This is a genomic window from Streptomyces sp. NPDC056161 (assembly GCF_042268025.1).
Classification (GTDB): domain Bacteria; phylum Actinomycetota; class Actinomycetes; order Streptomycetales; family Streptomycetaceae; genus Streptomyces.
Genome location: NZ_JBHJUV010000008.1, coordinates 102,606 through 119,050 on the forward strand (window position 1 = coordinate 102,606; position 16,445 = coordinate 119,050).

12 protein-coding genes and 1 pseudogene are annotated in these 16,445 nt (G+C 71.0%); 7 read left to right on the forward strand and 6 right to left on the reverse strand.

Annotation, left to right across the window (positions count from 1 at the left end; genetic code table 11):
• Positions 1 to 65 precede the first annotated feature (65 nt).
• Entirely contained in the window at positions 66 to 1,157 is a 1,092-nt protein-coding gene (locus tag ACFC09_RS10035) for a potassium channel family protein (protein ID WP_376525466.1), read from the reverse strand.
• Between the two features lie 436 nt (positions 1,158 to 1,593).
• On the opposite strand from ACFC09_RS10035, the pseudogene ACFC09_RS10040 reads away from it, so the two are divergent.
• Positions 1,594 to 2,286: pseudogene (locus ACFC09_RS10040) on the forward strand (potassium channel family protein); the annotation flags it as partial.
• Positions 2,287 to 2,443: 157 nt separating this feature from the next.
• The gene (locus tag ACFC09_RS10045) at positions 2,444 to 3,427 is read left to right on the forward strand and encodes an NAD(P)H-quinone oxidoreductase (RefSeq protein ID WP_376525467.1); all 984 of its coding nucleotides are present in this window, start codon (positions 2,444 to 2,446) and stop codon (positions 3,425 to 3,427) included.
• A 465-nt stretch (positions 3,428 to 3,892) separates the two neighbouring features.
• Here ACFC09_RS10045 and ACFC09_RS10050 read toward each other — a convergent pair whose 3' ends face one another.
• Positions 3,893 to 4,528, reverse strand: coding sequence for a hypothetical protein (locus ACFC09_RS10050; protein ID WP_376525469.1), 636 nt, complete (start codon positions 4,526 to 4,528; stop codon positions 3,893 to 3,895).
• Between the two features lie 132 nt (positions 4,529 to 4,660).
• Between ACFC09_RS10050 and ACFC09_RS10055 the strand changes: the two genes are divergently transcribed.
• Positions 4,661 to 5,203 (forward strand): bacterial proteasome activator family protein, encoded by a 543-nt coding sequence (locus tag ACFC09_RS10055; RefSeq protein WP_376525470.1) that lies wholly within the window; start codon positions 4,661 to 4,663, stop codon positions 5,201 to 5,203.
• Between the two features lie 145 nt (positions 5,204 to 5,348).
• Here ACFC09_RS10055 and ACFC09_RS10060 read toward each other — a convergent pair whose 3' ends face one another.
• Entirely contained in the window at positions 5,349 to 6,995 is a 1,647-nt protein-coding gene (locus tag ACFC09_RS10060; protein ID WP_376525472.1) for a protein kinase, read from the reverse strand.
• Positions 6,996 to 7,324: 329 nt separating this feature from the next.
• Between ACFC09_RS10060 and ACFC09_RS10065 the strand changes: the two genes are divergently transcribed.
• On the forward strand, positions 7,325 to 8,902 hold the full coding sequence (locus ACFC09_RS10065) for a protein kinase (RefSeq protein ID WP_376525474.1): 1,578 nt from the start codon (positions 7,325 to 7,327) through the stop codon (positions 8,900 to 8,902).
• Between the two features lie 176 nt (positions 8,903 to 9,078).
• Here the strand turns inward: ACFC09_RS10065 and ACFC09_RS10070 are convergent, their stop codons facing one another.
• Both ACFC09_RS10070 and ACFC09_RS10075 read right to left on the reverse strand, forming a co-directional pair.
• The gene (locus tag ACFC09_RS10070) at positions 9,079 to 10,095 is read right to left on the reverse strand and encodes a phosphotransferase (protein WP_376525476.1); all 1,017 of its coding nucleotides are present in this window, start codon (positions 10,093 to 10,095) and stop codon (positions 9,079 to 9,081) included.
• Between the two features lie 165 nt (positions 10,096 to 10,260).
• Positions 10,261 to 10,920 (reverse strand): response regulator, encoded by a 660-nt coding sequence (locus ACFC09_RS10075; RefSeq protein WP_376525478.1) that lies wholly within the window; start codon positions 10,918 to 10,920, stop codon positions 10,261 to 10,263.
• A gap of 324 nt (positions 10,921 to 11,244) precedes the next feature.
• Here ACFC09_RS10075 and pdhA point away from each other — a divergent pair, with 324 nt between their 5' ends.
• The 3 genes from pdhA to ACFC09_RS10090 are packed head-to-tail and all read left to right on the forward strand — an operon-like array spanning position 11,245 to position 14,913.
• The gene (pdhA, locus tag ACFC09_RS10080) at positions 11,245 to 12,486 is read left to right on the forward strand and encodes a pyruvate dehydrogenase (acetyl-transferring) E1 component subunit alpha (RefSeq protein ID WP_376525479.1); all 1,242 of its coding nucleotides are present in this window, start codon (positions 11,245 to 11,247) and stop codon (positions 12,484 to 12,486) included.
• A 2-nt stretch (positions 12,487 to 12,488) separates the two neighbouring features.
• The gene (locus tag ACFC09_RS10085; RefSeq protein ID WP_376525481.1) at positions 12,489 to 13,484 is read left to right on the forward strand and encodes an alpha-ketoacid dehydrogenase subunit beta; all 996 of its coding nucleotides are present in this window, start codon (positions 12,489 to 12,491) and stop codon (positions 13,482 to 13,484) included.
• A 10-nt stretch (positions 13,485 to 13,494) separates the two neighbouring features.
• The gene (locus tag ACFC09_RS10090; protein WP_376525483.1) at positions 13,495 to 14,913 is read left to right on the forward strand and encodes a dihydrolipoamide acetyltransferase family protein; all 1,419 of its coding nucleotides are present in this window, start codon (positions 13,495 to 13,497) and stop codon (positions 14,911 to 14,913) included.
• A 122-nt stretch (positions 14,914 to 15,035) separates the two neighbouring features.
• Here ACFC09_RS10090 and ACFC09_RS10095 read toward each other — a convergent pair whose 3' ends face one another.
• On the reverse strand, positions 15,036 to 15,911 hold the full coding sequence (locus ACFC09_RS10095; protein ID WP_376525485.1) for a D-alanyl-D-alanine carboxypeptidase family protein: 876 nt from the start codon (positions 15,909 to 15,911) through the stop codon (positions 15,036 to 15,038).
• Positions 15,912 to 16,445 lie beyond the last annotated feature (534 nt).

Below are 16,445 nucleotides of genomic sequence, written 5' to 3' on the forward strand. Positions count from 1 at the left end.
GTCAGCCTTCGTCCTTGCCCCGCTCGGCCTCGTCCGCACCTTGTTCGTCTTGGTTCCCACCCACGTCAGTAGCTCGGCACAGCACGCTGGATGGTGATCAGCCGGTCCCCGTGCTCAAGGGTCTCCAGCCTCGGATCGGCGTAGTCCAGCACCTCTTTGCCGCGCACGACGGCTACGACGAGATCGGGGCTTTGGCGTGGTGAGACTCCCACCTCGTTCGAGGTCACCGCCCGCTCGGTCAGGTCCAGTCCGCTGCCGGACGTCATGAGGTCTTCCAGGACGTCAGCGCTGTGCGGGCTGGACATGGCCACTCCGAGCAGCTTTCCGGCGGAACTGGAGCTGGTGATCACCGTGGTGGCGCCGCTCTGCTTGAGGAGTGGCACGTTCTCGTCCTCTCGGACGGCCACGACGATGGCCGCCCGTTTGTTGAGTTGCCGTGCCGTGAGGGTGACCAGGGCGGCGGTGTCATCGCGCTGGGGAGTGATGATGACTTGGGCCGCCCTCTGCAACTCCGCCTTCAGCAGGGTGTCGGTACGGGTGGCGTCACCGTGCACGGAGAAGAGGCCGTCGCTGCTGGCGGCGTCCACCGCCTTCTCCTGCGGGTCGACCACGACGATCTGGTCCTTCGGGGTGCCCTGCCCCAGCAGCGTCTCCACGGCATGCCGGCCTTTGGTGCCGTAGCCGACCACGACGACATGGCCGCGGGTGCGTGCGCGCCACCGTTCGATCCGGACGTGCTGCCTGGTGCGCTCGGCGAGGACTTCGAGGGTCGTACCGATCAAAATGATGAGGAACAGCACGCGCAGGGGCGTGATGACGAAGATGTTCGTGATGCGGGCGCCGTGGGTCACCGGGGTGATGTCGCCGTAGCCGGTGGTGGAAAGGGTGACGGTCGCGTAGTACGCGGCGTCGATGAGGTCGACGTTGCCGTCGGCATTGTCCCGGTATCCGGCCTGGTCGAGCCAGACCACCAGGGTGGTGACGACGAGCACCAGGAGTGCCATCGCCAAGCGGCGGAGGACCTGTTGGAGGGGCGGTGAGGTGACGCCGGCCGGCAATCTGACGGATTGGTCTTCCTCGGCCCGTGACCAGTAGCGGAGGGACCGCAGGATCGGAAGGCGACCCCGGGCGGATCCTGGCTGCCTGGGAGAACTCATCCCGTGCTTCCTCTGCGGTCGACGTCGCGGATCTAGAGGACCATGTTCCGTGCAGGAGCGGAAGAAACATACTCGGCCGCCCCGGCCGAAGCGTCGACCGCTGTCCACATGACGTGGGTGACCCTGTCACATGTGGGCAGCCGTGGGCAGACATGAGCCGGTTGCGGGTTGCGGGTTGGCGGTTGGCGGTTTCGGGTTGCCGGCCGTCGGCCGGGGTCGGCGGTCGGCGGCCGGACCATGGGCCTGGTGTCCGTGGCGGCGGTAGCGTCGCCCGCAGCGGCAGCGCGGCTCTCGTCGACTCGAAGGGCGGGCGAACCGGTTCGGTCCGGTCCGATCCGGTCCGGACGGTCTCTCCCTGACGTCTCGACGGACGTGCTGCACAAGGCCGTTGTCCATGCCCTTGGGGCACTTTGCCCTCGGGGCATTTTCGGGAAAGCGCTGGAGGGCCACCTTGCGGGATCACACCGTCGTCATCGGTTTCGGCACGAAGGGGCGGTCGGCGATTCGGACCGTCTGCGCGACCGGTCTGAACAAGGACCAGGTCGTCGTGGTCGATCCCAGCTCCAAGGCGGTCGAGGCGGCGACCGCCGAGGGATACGCGGGCGTCGCCGGCGACGGCACGCGCAGCGAGGTGCTGAAGCGGGCCGAGGTGCACAAGGCCCGGCAGATCATCGTCGCCCCGCAGCGCGACGACACGTCCGTTCTCGTCACGCTGACCGCCCGGCAGCTCAACCCCGGCGCCAAGATCGTGGCCGCGGTGCGCGAGGAGGAGAACGCGCCGCTGCTCAAGCAGTCGGGCGCCGACGCCGTCATCACCAGCGCCAGCGCGGCCGGCCGGCTGCTTGGCCTGTCCGTGCTCAGTCCCGCCGCGGGCATGGTCATGGAGGACCTCATCCAGCAGGGCATCGGGCTCGACATCGTCGAACGCCCGGTGGTCAAGGCCGAGGTCGGCAAGAGCCCGCGGCAGACGGACGACCTGGTCGTGAGCGTCGTACGCGGACACCGGGTGCTCGGCTACGACGATCCGTCCCTCGGAGCCCTCCAGCTGACCGACCGTCTGATCACGATCGTCCGAGCATCACCGACGGCACCGGTCACGCCAGGCATCCGCCACCTGCCCCGGGCCTGAGCCCGGGGCTCCGGGTCCAGGACCGGTCCCGGTCGGTCGGACGGACGGCCGGTCACCGGCTCGATCGCGAGGCTGGCTCATCGCCGTACGCAGCGGATTTTTTCCGTGCCGATGTTGTCCGGGACCTCGCCCAGGGCGGAGGAGTAGCGTCCGGGGCATGCATGCGATCACGATTCCCGAACCTGGTGGCCCCGAAGCGCTGGTGTGGAGCGAGGTGCCCGATCCGGCACCGCCCGGCGAGGGCGAAGTGCTGGTCGACGTGGTGGCGGGGGCCGTCAACCGCGCCGACGTCCTACAGCGGCAGGGCTTCTACAACCCGCCGCCCGGCGCCTCCCCCTACCCCGGTCTGGAGTGCTCCGGCCGGATCGCGGCGATCGGGCCCGGCGTCACCGGCTGGGCCGTCGGCGACGAGGTGTGCGCACTGCTGGCGGGCGGCGGCTACGCGGAACGGGTCGTCGTCCCGGTGGGGCAACTGCTGCCGGTCCCCGAGGGCGTCGATCTCAAGTGGGCCGCCGCGCTGCCCGAGGTGGTCTGCACGGTCTGGTCCAACGTCTTCATGATCGCCCAGCTGCGGCCGGGCGAGACGTTGCTCGTGCACGGCGGGTCCAGCGGCATCGGCACGATGGCGATCCAGCTGGCCAAGTCGGTGGGCGCCAAGGTCGCCGTCACCGCGGGCAGCAAGGAGAAGCTGGAACGGTGTGCCGAACTGGGCGCGGACATCCTGATCAACTACCGCGAGCAGGACTTCGTGGCCGAACTGGAGCGGGCCACGGACGGCGCGGGCGCGGACGTCATCCTCGACAACATGGGCGCCAAGTACCTGGAGCGCAATGTGCAGGCGCTCGCCGTCAACGGGCGGCTCGCCGTGATCGGCCTTCAGGGCGGCAGCAAGGGCGAGCTGAACCTGGGTGCGCTGCTGGCCAAGCGGGCGGCGGTCAGCGCGACCTCGCTGCGGGCCCGCCCGCTCGCCGAGAAGGCGGCCATCGTGGCGGCCGTACGCGAGCATGTGTGGCCGCTGTTCGCCTCGGGCCAGGTCCGCCCGGTCGTCGACTGCGAACTGCCGATGTCGCAGGCCGCCGAGGCCCACCGGGTACTGGAGGCCAGCGGCCACATCGGCAAGGTGCTGCTGGTCACGCCGTAACCCCGGGCGCCGGGCCCTCGCCGTACGCGGCGGGGACCGTCCGACCGACTGCCGGGAGCGTCGTGGCCGGGTGTGCCCACCGGGTTTTGCCCGCCGAGTCCCGCCCACAGGGTCTCGCCCGCCGGGTTTTGCCCGCCGAGTCCCGCCCACAGGTCGTGCCGACCGGGGGCGCGTCCGAAGCCGGCCGCGACGCTCCCGGTCGGCAGTTGCAGCACGCCCGGAGCCGGCAGCGCTTACGCACCCGACCTCTCCGCCGCGCCACCCCGCCCCCTCAACGCCGTACCCGACCTCTCAGCCGCGCCACCCTCGGCCCCTCAACCAGACCGCACCCGCCGCAACCAGGCCGCGCCCGCCGCACCCGGCCCTCAACCAGGCCGCGCCCGCCGCAACCGCCCCCCTCAAACAGGCCGGACCCGTCGCACCCGGCCCCCCCTCAAACAGGCCGGACCCGTCGCACCCGGCCCCTCAACCGCGCCGCACCCGTAGCCCCAGGAAGGCTAGGCCGAGGCCCAGGCCGATGAGGACCAGTCCGCTGCCCAGGGGCAGCAGCCGCATGGCGGGCCCGGTGGCGGTCTCCTGGTCGTCGCGGTCCAGGTCCGGGTTCGCGGCGTCGGCCGACGGGGTGGCGGACGGGACCTGACCGGCTGCCTGGGGTGACTCGGAGCCGGTGGGGTCCACGAGACCGTCGCCGTCGTCGTCCTCCTGCGGAGTCCGCGGGCCGGTCCGCTGCGGCGAGGTGTCGTCGTCTCCCTCGCCCTCGCCTTCCCCGATCTCCTCGTCGGTGCCGTCCGCGTCGTTCGTGCGGTCCGTGTCCTCCTTGCCCTCGGTGCGGTCCGCGTCTTCCTTGCCCTCGGTGCGGGCCGCGGGCCCGTCCGGGTGATCCGGCTGTGGCCGCGCCTCGCCCGGACGGCTCCCGGCCGGGGACGGCGCGGCGGCGGACGAGGGGGCCGCGGAGTCCGACGGCGCGGCTTCGGGTTCGTACGCGGTGGCCGTGCCGCACGGCACCAGGACCGCCGCCAGCACCAGCAGCAGTCGCGCGAGACGGAGCGTGAAACGCAGCCATGGAGCCACGTCGGTGACCTCCCGGAACCCAGTTGCCAAGATCAACACAGTCAAGCCTCACATGTGTTGTCATTCCTGGCATTCCGTACTCCGCCGACAGGTCTAAAAGGCGGATCGGGCAGATCAGGGGGCACAGGGCGGTGCGATGCGGGTGTGCGAGAGAATGGCCGTATGGAGATGCCGAGGAACGAAAGGTCGCCCGAGAACCCCCAGATCCTGGTCGTGGGCCAGGACGGCATGGCGCTCGGTGGCGGCGGAGACGACGACTCGCGCGAGATCCCGGTGACGGAGCAGGTCGAGCAGCCCGCCAAGGTCATGCGGATCGGGAGCATGATCAAGCAACTGCTCGAAGAGGTGCGCGTCGCTCCCCTGGACGAGGCGAGCCGTGCCCGGCTCAAGGAGATCCACCGCAGCTCGGTGAAGGAGCTGGAGGACGGTCTCGCCCCGGAGCTGGTCGAGGAGCTGGAGCGGCTCTCCCTCCCCTTCACCGACGGGGCGACGCCCAGCGACGCCGAACTGCGCATCGCGCAGGCCCAGCTGGTGGGCTGGCTCGAAGGTCTTTTCCACGGGATCCAGACGACGCTGTTCGCCCAGCAGATGGCCGCTCGCGCCCAGCTGGAGCAGATGCGCCGGGCGCTGCCGCCGGGCGTGGGCGGTCACGACGGCGCCGAGGACAAACAGCCGGGCGGCCGTGCGGGCGGACCGTACCTGTAGACCACCGCTCCGCGAAGGGCCCGGCGGCACGTCGCCGGGCCCTCGACCTGTACCGGCTCGTACCGGCTCGCACGGGCCCGTACGTTCTGCCGGACTGCGGACTGCGGACTGCGGACTGCGGACTGCGGACTGCGGACTGCGGGCCTCAGCCGGTCGCCGGATCGCCCGTGGAGATCTTGAGCTGGATCGTCGGCATGTCTCCCGGGTCGACGTCCGTGCCGGCGGCGGGGAACTGGTCCATGACCGTGCCCTCGCCGTAGGTGTTCTCGTCGACCTCGATCTCCTGCATCTTCCAGCCCGCGCTCTGGAAGCAGGCTTTGACCGACTTGACGTACTTGAACTTGAAGCTGGGCACCTGGATCTTGTCCGGGTCCGTGTAGGACTCCCGCGGTTCCGAGCACTCGGTCGCGTCGATCGTCTTCGACGGGTCCGGGCCGCGGTGGCCCACCGCCTGCGACCCGGAGACCGAGGCGCTGGTGCCCCCGCCCTTGGCAGCGGCGTCGTCACCGCTCCCGTTGTTCAGTATCAGCGCGACGACCAGGGCGACGACCGCGACGATTGACACCGCGATCGAGCCGATGACCACCGGTCTGTTCCCCTTGCCGCCGTCCGGACCCGGTGACGGGTGCACGGACGGCGGCGCCAGGTCGTACGGCGGCGGGGTCGGGTAAGCCTGCCGGCCGTACCCGGGCGGAGCGGGCGCCGGGTAGCCGCCCTGCTGCGGGTGGCCGTACGCCGGGGAGGGGGCCGGGGCACCGCCGTACGGGTTCGGTGCGGGGGCCGGCTGATAGGGCGTCTGCACCGGGCCGGGGGGCGCCGGGGCCGTCCGGTCGACGGGCGGGAACACCGCGGAGCCGACACCGGCGCCGCTCTGCGGCGGGGTCCCCGGGACGATGCTCGGCGGGGCCGCCTGGCAGGACACGGCGACCCGCAGGCACTCGTCGCGCATGGACTCGGCGGTCGGGAAGCGTTCGTTGGGGTTCTTCCTCAGCGCGCGGGAGACCAGCGCGTCCACCGCGGGCGGCAGCGCGCGGTTGACCGTGGAGGGGACGGGCGGTTCCTCCTGCACGTGAGCGTACGCGATCGCGAGCGGCGAGTCCGCGTCGAACGGCAGCCGCCCGGTGACCAGTTGGAACAGCATGATGCCGACCGAGTACAGGTCGGAGCGGGCGTCCACCGCGCGGCCCAGCGCCTGCTCGGGGGAGAGGTACTGCGGGGTGCCGACGACCATGCCGGTCTGCGTCATGGAGGTGACGCCGGACTGCATGGCGCGGGCGATCCCGAAGTCCATCACCTTGACGACGCCGCGCTTGGTCATCATCACGTTGCCGGGCTTGATGTCGCGGTGGACCAGTCCCATCTCGTGGCTGATCTCCAGCGCCGCCAGCACGTCCGCGGTGACCTTCAGCGCCTTGTCGGTGGGCATCGCGCCCTGCCGCCGTACGTCCTCCTCCAGCACCGATCCCAGCGGGCGGCCCTCGACGTACTCCATGACGATGTACGGCGTGGTCACGCCGTCCACGTCGTCCTCGCCGGTGTCGAAGACGGAGACGACGTTGGTGTGCGTGAGCTTCGCCACGGCCTGTGCCTCGCGGCGGAAGCGCTCGCGGAACGCCGGTTCCCGGCCCAGTTCGGTGTGCAGCGTCTTGATCGCGACCTGGCGGTCCAGCACGGTGTCGTACGCGAGGTGCACGGAGGCCATGCCGCCCTGGCCGAGCAGGTCGCGCAGCTGGTAGCGGCCGCCGGCCAGGGCCCGCCCCGCATACCGGCCCTGCGGGCCGTCCTGGCTCATCTTTCCGCGTCCCCCACCGCGCCGTCGGGCGCCCCGTTGATCGAATGTGCCATGCGCGGCCAAGTCTGCCGAAGGGCACTGACACGTCAAGGTCGGTGCCCGTTCCGTGACCGTAAGCGAAAGAAGCGTCGCGGAAGCGTTACCGCAGTTGTACGACCGGCGCACGGAATTTGCACGACGGTATGGTCAACCGGTTTCATGGCCGGTCCGTCTTCGGGCCGGTCGGGGCATCGGTCCGGGGCCGGAGGCATGCGCGGAGGCTGTAGCGTGGCCGACGGAGACCGTGACAACACCGCGCGCACCGCGGGCAGAAACGACGGCGAGGACCGATGGCACAGACGCACAGCGCCCAGGGCCCGTCCGACCCCGAGGCGACTGGCGGCGGCATGTCAGACGCGCCGGAGATGTGGGGCAACGGAGGGCTCGTCGGCGATGGCCGGTACCGGTTGACCCACAGACTCGGGCGGGGCGGCATGGCCGAGGTGTTCGCCGCCGAGGACGTGCGCCTCGGGCGCACCGTCGCGGTCAAGCTGCTCCGCTCCGACCTGGCCGAGGACCCGGTCTCCAAGGCCCGTTTCACGCGCGAGGCGCAGTCGGTGGCCGGGCTCAACCACCACGCGATCGTCGCCGTGTACGACTCCGGCGAGGACGCCGTGGGCGGCCAGTCCGTGCCGTACATCGTGATGGAGCTGGTCGAGGGCCGCACCATCCGCGACCTGCTGATCAGCGCCGAGGCGCCCGGTCCCGAGCAGGCCCTGATCATCGTCTCCGGGGTCCTGGAGGCGCTGGCCTACTCTCACCAGCACGGCATCGTGCACCGCGACATCAAACCGGCCAACGTCATCATCACCGACAACGGCGCCGTCAAGGTGATGGACTTCGGCATCGCCCGCGCCCTGCACGGTGCGTCGACGACGATGACGCAGACCGGCATGGTCATGGGCACTCCGCAGTACCTGTCGCCGGAGCAGGCGCTCGGCAAGGCGGTCGACCACCGCTCCGACCTGTACGCGACCGGCTGCCTGCTGTACGAACTCCTCGCGCTGCGGCCCCCGTTCGTCGGCGAGACCCCGCTCTCGGTGGTCTACCAGCACGTCCAGGACCTGCCGACGCCCCCGTCACAGATCACCGCCGGCTCGCCGCCGGAGCTGGACGGCCTGGTGGTGCGTTCGCTGGCCAAGGAGCCGGACGACCGTTTCCAGACGGCCGAGGAGATGCGCGGACTGATTCAGTACGGCCTGCAGATGCTGTACGAGCAGGGCAGCCACACGGGCACCTGGAACACCGGCCCGGTGGAGCTGCACGAGGGCCGGCACACCCCGCCGGGCGGCTTCGCGGGCACGACCGCGATGCAGCACCCCGGCCAGTACGGCGCAGGCACCGCGCAGATCCCGCAGCCGATCCTGCCCACCGGGTACGGAAACGGCGACGAGGGCGGTTTCGAAGGGCACGGCAACAAGGGCAGCGGCCGGGGCAAGCTGTGGATCCTGGCCGTGCTCGCGGTGATCGCCATCGCGGCGGGCGTGGCGCTGGCGATGAACCACTCCGGCGGCGGCGGTCAGGGCGGCACGGACACCACGCAGTCGCCGACCACCTCGCCGACCACTGAGCACGAGTCGGCCAGCAAGGGGCCGAGCGAGGAGGCGACCGACCAGACGGGCGGCGCTCCTACGAACGACTCGACCGACTCGGGCAGCGGTTCCGGCTACTCCCCGCCGTCCACACCGACGTTCAGCCCGTCCGAGAGCACGAGCGGCGAATCGAGCCCGCCGCCCACGAACCAGCAGACCAGCCAGCAGCCGACGAACCCGGGGACCCCGACGCAGTCGGAGCCGTCGGAGACGGCGACCGACCCGGGCGGCACGACGGAGGGGGACACCGCCGGTCTGCCCGGCGGGGGTCCCTGAAAGGCGAACGTCCCGGGTGCCGGGCGTGCCGTCGCGTCCGCGTCGGCCGCGCCGTTCCGGGCGGCCTTCCCGCGCGCGTGAGAGCGGAACGACGCTCCACGCGCGCGTAGCGCTCGCCGGGTTCGCCGGGCCGGCGGGGTTCGCGGCGTCCTCGTCCGCGCGGCGTCGGATTCCGCTCATGCCACGAAGGCGTCGCACACGGCGTCGTACTCCCGTGTCCACCACACCGCCAGCGCCGAGGCGGCCGGGAACTGGGGGTCGGCGCGGGTGTCGCCGCGCTCGTAGTGCCAGCGCAGCATCCAGAAGTCGTTGAGCCTCTCCCACCACACGCGGTGCACGGCCGCGGCGAGCTGCGAGGGCGTGGCCCCGGCCGCGCGCCGGTACGCGCGCGCGTAGGCCCGCACCTTCGGCAGATCCAGGGTGCCCGCGGGCCGGACGAAGAAGATCGCCGCGGCGCGGACGGCCTCCTCGGCGCGGGGCTGCACGCCGAGCCGGTCCCAGTCGACGATCGCGGCGGGCGCGTCCCCCTTGTAGAGCAGGTTGAACGGATGGAAGTCGCCGTGCACCCAGCCCACCGAGCCGCCGCGCGGCGGTCGCCGGTCGGCGTGCTGTTCGAGCAGCGCGCGCCGCTCCAGGAGGCGGTGCCTGGCCAGTTCGTCGAAGGCGTCGGACGGGCGGTGGCGGCGCACCTGGGCGAGCAGGTCGTCGATGAGGCTGAAGGTGGCGGCGGGGTCGGCGCTCTCCACCGGATGCGGGCTGGTGGCGGGCCGGGTGCCCGCCTTGGGCGGCATCACGCGCTCCAGGCAGGCGTGTACGGCGCCGAGGAGCGCCCCGAGCCGGGTGCACTGGCCGCGGGTGAGCTGGCCGCCGTGCCGGTGCCTGCCGTCGATCCAGGGGTGCAGGGCGTAGGCGTGGCCGCCGACCACGGCGACCGTGCGGCCCTCGCGGTGGGCGAGCGGCGGGGCGACCGGGACGCCGAGGTCGGCCAGGCGCTGGGTGGCCCGGTGCCGGCGCTCGATGGCGGCCGGGTCGGCGGTGTCGGGGTCGAAGTGGTGCTTGAGGAAGTAGCGGCCGCGGGTGGTGCGCAGGCGGTAGCCGCGGTTGAGGAGGCCCTGGTCGACGGGCTCGCAGGTGAGGGCCGAACCGGCGGAGTACAGGCGCAGCAGGGCGCCCAGCGGGGGCGCGTGGGACACGAGGGGTGGTACACATGAGCGCGGCACGCGCCAGATGCTAGGGCACAAAAAGGGCCGGTGAGCTGGGCCTTGTCACACGCAGTCGCATTCGTTCACAGTACGTGCTCGAAGTGACGTTCTCCGTACGTGCGGGCGTCCCGCGCGCGGATGACCGGCGGGCGGATGTCAGTTTCTTTGTGCCTGCATCCGGGCCACGTACGCGGCGGCCTGGGAGCGTCGGCGCATGCCGAGCTTGGCGAGCAGGCTCGACACATAGTTCTTGATCGTCTTCTCGGCCAGGTGCAGCCGCTCGCCGATCTGGCGGTTGGTGAGACCCTCGCCGATCAGGTCGAGGATGCGGCGCTCCTGGTCGGTCAGGCGGGCGAGCCGGTCGTCGGCGCGGGCCGTGCCGCCGCCGCGCAGCCGCTCCAGGACCCGTGCGGTGGCGACCGGGTCCAGCAGGGACTTCCCCGCGGCGACGTCCCGCACGGCGGCCGGCAGCTCATGGCCGCGGATCGCCTTGAGGACGTATCCGGAGGCGCCCGCCATGATCGCGTCGAACAGGGCCTCGTCGTCGGCGAACGAGGTCAGCATCAGGCAGTGGACGGATTCGTCCCGGGACCGGATCTCGCGGCACACCTCGACACCGCTGCCGTCCGGGAGTCGCACGTCGAGGACCGCCACGTCGGGCCGGGTGACCGCGATCCGCGCCGGCGCGTCGGCCGCCGTGCCGGCCTCGCCGACCACCTCGATGTCGTCCTCGGCCGAGAGCAGTTCGTGCACCCCGCGGCGGACGACCTCATGATCGTCCAAGAGAAATACCCTGATTTTTCCCTCTTCGCGCACGGGATCAGTCTCACACACGAAGTCTTCCCGTGGGCCGGGTGGCCGGGATAACGTGCCGTTGCTCCGGCCTCCTGCAAGGCTGTGACCAGCGCCCTTCCAGTCCGCGCCGATTTACTTGGATATCCAAGCAAAAACGCAGGTCAGGAGGGGTTTCACAGATATGTGGCGCACTGGGTAACGTGACTTTTGCAGGGCGCTCGCCGGGGCACCTGTCCCGCCTGTTCCCGGCCGAGCGGCACCCACCCCGTGCCCGGTGGTCTGGAATCGGTGAGCCGCACTGGTTACCCGGCAACCCCGGGAGCCGGACCGACGGAGGAGCAACACGTGACCGTGGACAGCAGTGCCGCGCGCAAGCCGCGACGCAGCGCCGCACGCAAGGCCGGCACCACCGGCGCCACCCGAACCGCCGGCGCCACCCGAACCGCCGGCACCCCCGCGCAGCAGAGCACCGATCCCGAGCTGGTACAGCTGCTGACCCCCGAGGGCAAGCGCGTCAAGTTCGCGAAGAACGCCCAGAACGCGAAGAACGCCAAGAGCGCGGAATTCGCCGGGTACGTGGCCGACATCACCCCCGAGGAGCTGCGCGGCCTCTACCGCGACATGGTCCTCACCCGCCGCTTCGACGCCGAGGCCACCGCCCTCCAGCGCCAGGGCGAACTGGGACTGTGGGCCTCGCTGCTGGGCCAGGAGGCCGCCCAGATCGGCTCCGGCCGGGCCACCCGGCCGGCGGACTACGTCTTCCCGACCTACCGCGAGCACGGCGTGGCCTGGTGCCGCGGCGTCGATCCGACCAACCTGCTCGGCATGTTCCGCGGCGTCAACAACGGCGGCTGGGACCCGAACAGCAACAACTTCCACCTCTACACCATCGTCATCGGCTCCCAGACCCTGCACGCCACCGGCTACGCGATGGGCGTCGCCAAGGACGGCGCGGACAGCGCGGTGATCGCCTACTTCGGCGACGGCGCCTCCAGCCAGGGCGACGTGGCCGAGTCGTTCACCTTCGCCGCGGTCTACAACGCCCCGGTGGTGTTCTTCTGCCAGAACAACCAGTGGGCGATCTCCGAGCCGACCGAGAAGCAGACCCGCGTCCCGCTCTACCAACGCGCCCAGGGCTACGGCTTCCCGGGCATCCGGGTGGACGGCAACGACGTGCTGGCCTGCCTCGCGGTCACCCGGTGGGCGCTGGAGCGCGCCCGCAACGGCGAGGGCCCGACGCTGGTCGAGGCGTACACCTACCGGATGGGTGCCCACACCACCTCCGACGACCCGACCCGCTACCGGCACGACGACGAGCGCGCCGCGTGGGAGGCGAAGGACCCGATCCTGCGCCTTCGCCGCTATCTGGAGGCTTCAAACCACGCGGACGAGGGATTCTTCACGGAACTCGACGCGGAGAGCGAAGCGTTGGGCAAACGAGTACGCGAAGTGGTCCGTGCCATGCCGGACCCGGACACCTTCGCCATCTTCGAGAACGTGTACGCGGACGGGCATGCGCTCGTCGACGAGGAGCGAGCCCAGTTCGCCGCCTACCAGGCGTCGTTCGCGGACTCAGAGGGGGTCTGATCATGGCAGTGGAGACCACGGCCACCAGGAACGTGCCGCTGGCCAAGGCGATCAACGAGTCGCTGCGCCGCGCCCTGGAGGCGGACCCCAAGGTCATCGTCATGGGCGAGGACGTCGGCAAGCTCGGCGGTGTCTTCCGGGTCACCGACGGCTTGCAGAAGGACTTCGGCGAGAGCCGCGTCATCGACACCCCGCTGGCCGAGTCGGGCATCGTCGGCACCGCGATCGGCCTGGCCCTGCGGGGCTACCGCCCGGTGGTGGAGATCCAGTTCGACGGCTTCGTCTTCCCGGCCTACGACCAGATCGTCACGCAGCTCGCGAAGATGCACGCGCGCTCGCTGGGCAAGGTCAAGCTCCCCGTCGTCGTCCGCATCCCCTACGGCGGCGGCATCGGCGCGGTCGAGCACCACTCCGAATCCCCCGAGGCCCTGTTCGCCCACGTGGCGGGCCTGAAGATCGTCTCCCCGTCGAACGCCTCGGACGCCTACTGGATGCTCCAGCAGGCCATCCAGAGCGACGACCCGGTGATCTACTTCGAGCCCAAGCGGCGCTACTGGGAGAAGGCCGAGGTCAACACCGAGGCGATCCCGGACCCGCTGCACAAGGCCCGTGTGGCGCGCGAGGGCACCGATCTGACCCTCGCCGCGTACGGGCCGATGGTGAAGCTCTGCCACGAGGCCGCCGCGGCCGCCGCCGAGGAGGGCAAGTCCCTGGAGGTCCTCGACCTGCGCTCGGTGTCCCCCCTGGACTTCGACTCGATCCAGGCGTCGGTCGAGAAGACCCGCCGGCTGGTCGTGGTGCACGAGGCGCCGGTGTTCTTCGGCTCGGGCGCGGAGATCGCCGCCCGGATCACGGAGCGTTGCTTCTACCACCTGGAGGCCCCGGTCCTGCGCGTGGGCGGCTACCACTCCCCGTATCCGCCGGCGCGCCTGGAGGAGTCGTACCTTCCGGACCTGGACCGGGTGCTCGACGCCGTCGACCGTGCCCTGGCGTACTGAGGAGAGGGTCGTGACGACGATGACGGACGCGTCCGTACGCGAGTTCAAGATGCCCGACGTGGGCGAGGGACTCACCGAGGCCGAGATCCTGAAGTGGTACGTCCAGCCGGGTGACACGGTGACCGACGGCCAAGTGGTGTGCGAGGTCGAGACCGCCAAGGCGGCCGTCGAACTCCCCATCCCCTACGACGGTGTGGTCCGCGAGCTGCGCTTCCCCGAGGGCAGCACGGTCGACGTGGGCACCGCGATCATCGCGGTGGACGTGTCGGGCGGTGCGGTCGTGCCGGCCCCCGCCGCCCCGCAGGAGGCGGAGCAGGCCGCCGCACCCGAGGCGGAGCCGCAGGAACCGGCCCGCAAACCGGTCCTCGTTGGCTACGGCGTCGCGGCGTCCGCCACCAAGCGCCGTCCGCGCAAGGGCACCGAGACCGTCGCGCAGGAGGCGGCCGCCCAGGCCATCCAGAACGAACTGAACGGCCACGGCGCCGCGCCTGCCGCGCCCGCCGTGCCGCCGCGCCCGCTGGCCAAGCCTCCGGTGCGCAAGCTCGCGAGGGACCTGGGCGTCGACCTCGCGACGGTGACCCCGACCGGCCCGGACGGCGTCGTCACCCGCGAGGACGTGCACGCGGCGGTGGCCGTCACGGCACCCGCCCCCGCCCCCGTCCCCGCCGCCGCGCCCCTGCCCACGGCGCCCGCCCCGACCGCCGCCCCGGTGGTGAGCTACGACGGCGCACGCGAGACCCGCATCCCGGTCAAGGGCGTGCGCAAGGCGACCGCGCAGGCCATGGTCGGCTCGGCGTTCACGGCACCGCATGTCACGGAGTTCGTGACGGTGGACGTGACCCGCACGATGAAACTGGTGGAGGAGCTGCGCCAGGACAAGGAGTTCGAGGGGCTGCGGGTCAATCCGCTGCTGCTGGTCGTCAGGGCACTCCTGGTCGCCGTCAAGCGCAACCCCGACATCAACGCCATCTGGGACGAGGCGGCCCAGGAGATCGTCCTCAAGCACTATGTGAACGTGGGCATCGCGGCGGCCACCCCGCGCGGTCTGATCGTCCCGAACATCAAGGACGCGCACCTCAAGACCCTTCCGCAGCTGGCGGCGGCGCTCGGCGAGCTGGTGTCGACGGCCCGCGAGGGACGGACCGCTCCGGCCGCGATGCAGGGCGGCACGGTGACGATCACCAACGTCGGTGTCTTCGGCATCGACACCGGTACGCCGATCCTCAACCCCGGTGAGTCCGCGATCCTCGCGGTCGGCGCGATCAAGCTCCAGCCGTGGGTCCACAAGGGCAAGGTGAAGCCGCGGCAGGTCACCACCCTGGCCCTGAGCTTCGACCACCGCCTGGTCGACGGCGAACTGGGCTCCAAGGTGCTGGCCGACGTGGCGGCCGTCCTGGAGGAGCCGAAGCGCCTGATCTCCTGGGCGTGACCCGGCCGGTCTCCCGGGTGTGACGTGTCCGGCCGGTTCCGGAACGACGAAGGCCCGCCGCTGGTGGCGGCGGGCCCCTTCGTCCGGTCCTCGGGCATCAGCCCATGTCCGGTGGTCGCGTATCAGCCCAGCCGGGCGAAACCGTAGTTGAGGAGCTTGGTGGCGTCCGTGCTGCGCTGGGTGGCGCTGGTGGAGGCGAGGACGGTGCCGATGACCGTCTTGCCGTTCCGGGTGGCCGCGAAGACCAGGCAGTACTTGGCCTCGGGACCCGAGCCGGTCTTCACGCCGATCGTGCCGCTGTAGCTGTTGAGCAGCGTGTTCGTGTTGGTCCACGTTCCCATCGTGCGGGTTCCGCCGGTCTTGGTGACCGTCTTCGCCGTGTACGTCTTCGTCTTGACGACCGTGCGGAACATGGAGTTCTTCATCGCGCTGCTGGCGAGCTTCGTCAGATCGCGCGGCGTCGAGTAGTTGGAGCCGCTGCCGATGCCGTCGAACGAGTCGAAGTGCGTGTTCGTCAGGCCGAGGCTCTTGGCGGACGAGTTCATCTTGCCGATGAACGACTTCACGCGCGCGTCCCGCGTCGAGCCCGAACCGAACTTGTCGGCGAGCGCGTAGGCGGCGTCGCAGCCGGACGGCAGCATGAGGCCGTACAGCAGCTGGCGCACGGTGACCTTGTCACCGACGATCAGGTGCGCCGAGGAGGCGTTCTTCGACACGATGTAGTCGCTGTACGCCTTCTGGATCGTGACCTTCGCGTCCAGGTTCAGGTTCGACTGCGCGAGCACGACCTTGGCGGTCATTATCTTCGTGGTGGAACCCGTCGAACGCCTGGTGTCCGCTGTCTTGCTGAGCAGCGTCTTGCCGTTCGAGTTGTCCATGATGTAGCCGCCCTTGGCCACGATCGAGGGCGCGGTGACGGCCTGTGCGGGTGCCGCGGTGAGGGCTCCGGTGGCAAGCATGGCGCCGGACGTGACGGCGACAGCGACGGCTTTGCGCATGCGGACGCCCTTGGTGCCGTTTATCAAGTTAGGTACCCCGATTGTAGTGAATACGCCTGATATGCGGCCCAATTGGAGTGGCGCGAATAAACGGCCGCACGTGTATGACACCTCGATGGCACAGAAGGTTGTGCCCTGACGCCGAGATTTTTGAGTGGTTTCTGTGAAGAGGGGGTGCGTGGCGGGCGGTCGAGGTGTGACCGCGGGCGCTCCCGGGTACGGCTGCGGGGCTCCCAGGGGTGCGGCTCCCGGACCGTTCGGGGTGCGGCTCCCGGACCGTTCGGGGTGCGGCTGCCGGACCGTTCGGGGTGCGGCTGCCGGACCGTTCGGGGTGCGGCTGCCGGGCTGGCTCGGCTGTACGGGGTGTGACGTGAGGTCGTCCGAGGGTGCGGCGCCAGGGTCGTACGGGGCGTGACCGCCGGGTCGTACGGGGCGTGACCGTGCGGCCGTACGAGGCGTGACCGTGCGGCCGTACGAGGTGCGGCGTCCGGGTCGGTTGCCGCGGGTCGGGTGTGCCGGGTCGGGTGTGCCGGG

Coding starts and splice junctions, on each gene's coding strand:
- ACFC09_RS10045 (WP_376525467.1), top strand. CDS start 2,444: ATGCATGCGATCACGATTCCCGAACCTGGTGGCCCCGAAGCGCTGGTG.
- ACFC09_RS10065 (WP_376525474.1), top strand. CDS start 7,325: ATGGCACAGACGCACAGCGCCCAGGGCCCGTCCGACCCCGAGGCGACT.
- ACFC09_RS10085 (WP_376525481.1), top strand. CDS start 12,489: ATGGCAGTGGAGACCACGGCCACCAGGAACGTGCCGCTGGCCAAGGCG.
- ACFC09_RS10060 (WP_376525472.1), bottom strand. CDS start 6,995: ATGAGCCAGGACGGCCCGCAGGGCCGGTATGCGGGGCGGGCCCTGGCC.
- ACFC09_RS10055 (WP_376525470.1), top strand. CDS start 4,661: ATGGAGATGCCGAGGAACGAAAGGTCGCCCGAGAACCCCCAGATCCTG.
- ACFC09_RS10035 (WP_376525466.1), bottom strand. CDS start 1,157: ATGAGTTCTCCCAGGCAGCCAGGATCCGCCCGGGGTCGCCTTCCGATC.
- ACFC09_RS10095 (WP_376525485.1), bottom strand. CDS start 15,911: ATGCGCAAAGCCGTCGCTGTCGCCGTCACGTCCGGCGCCATGCTTGCC.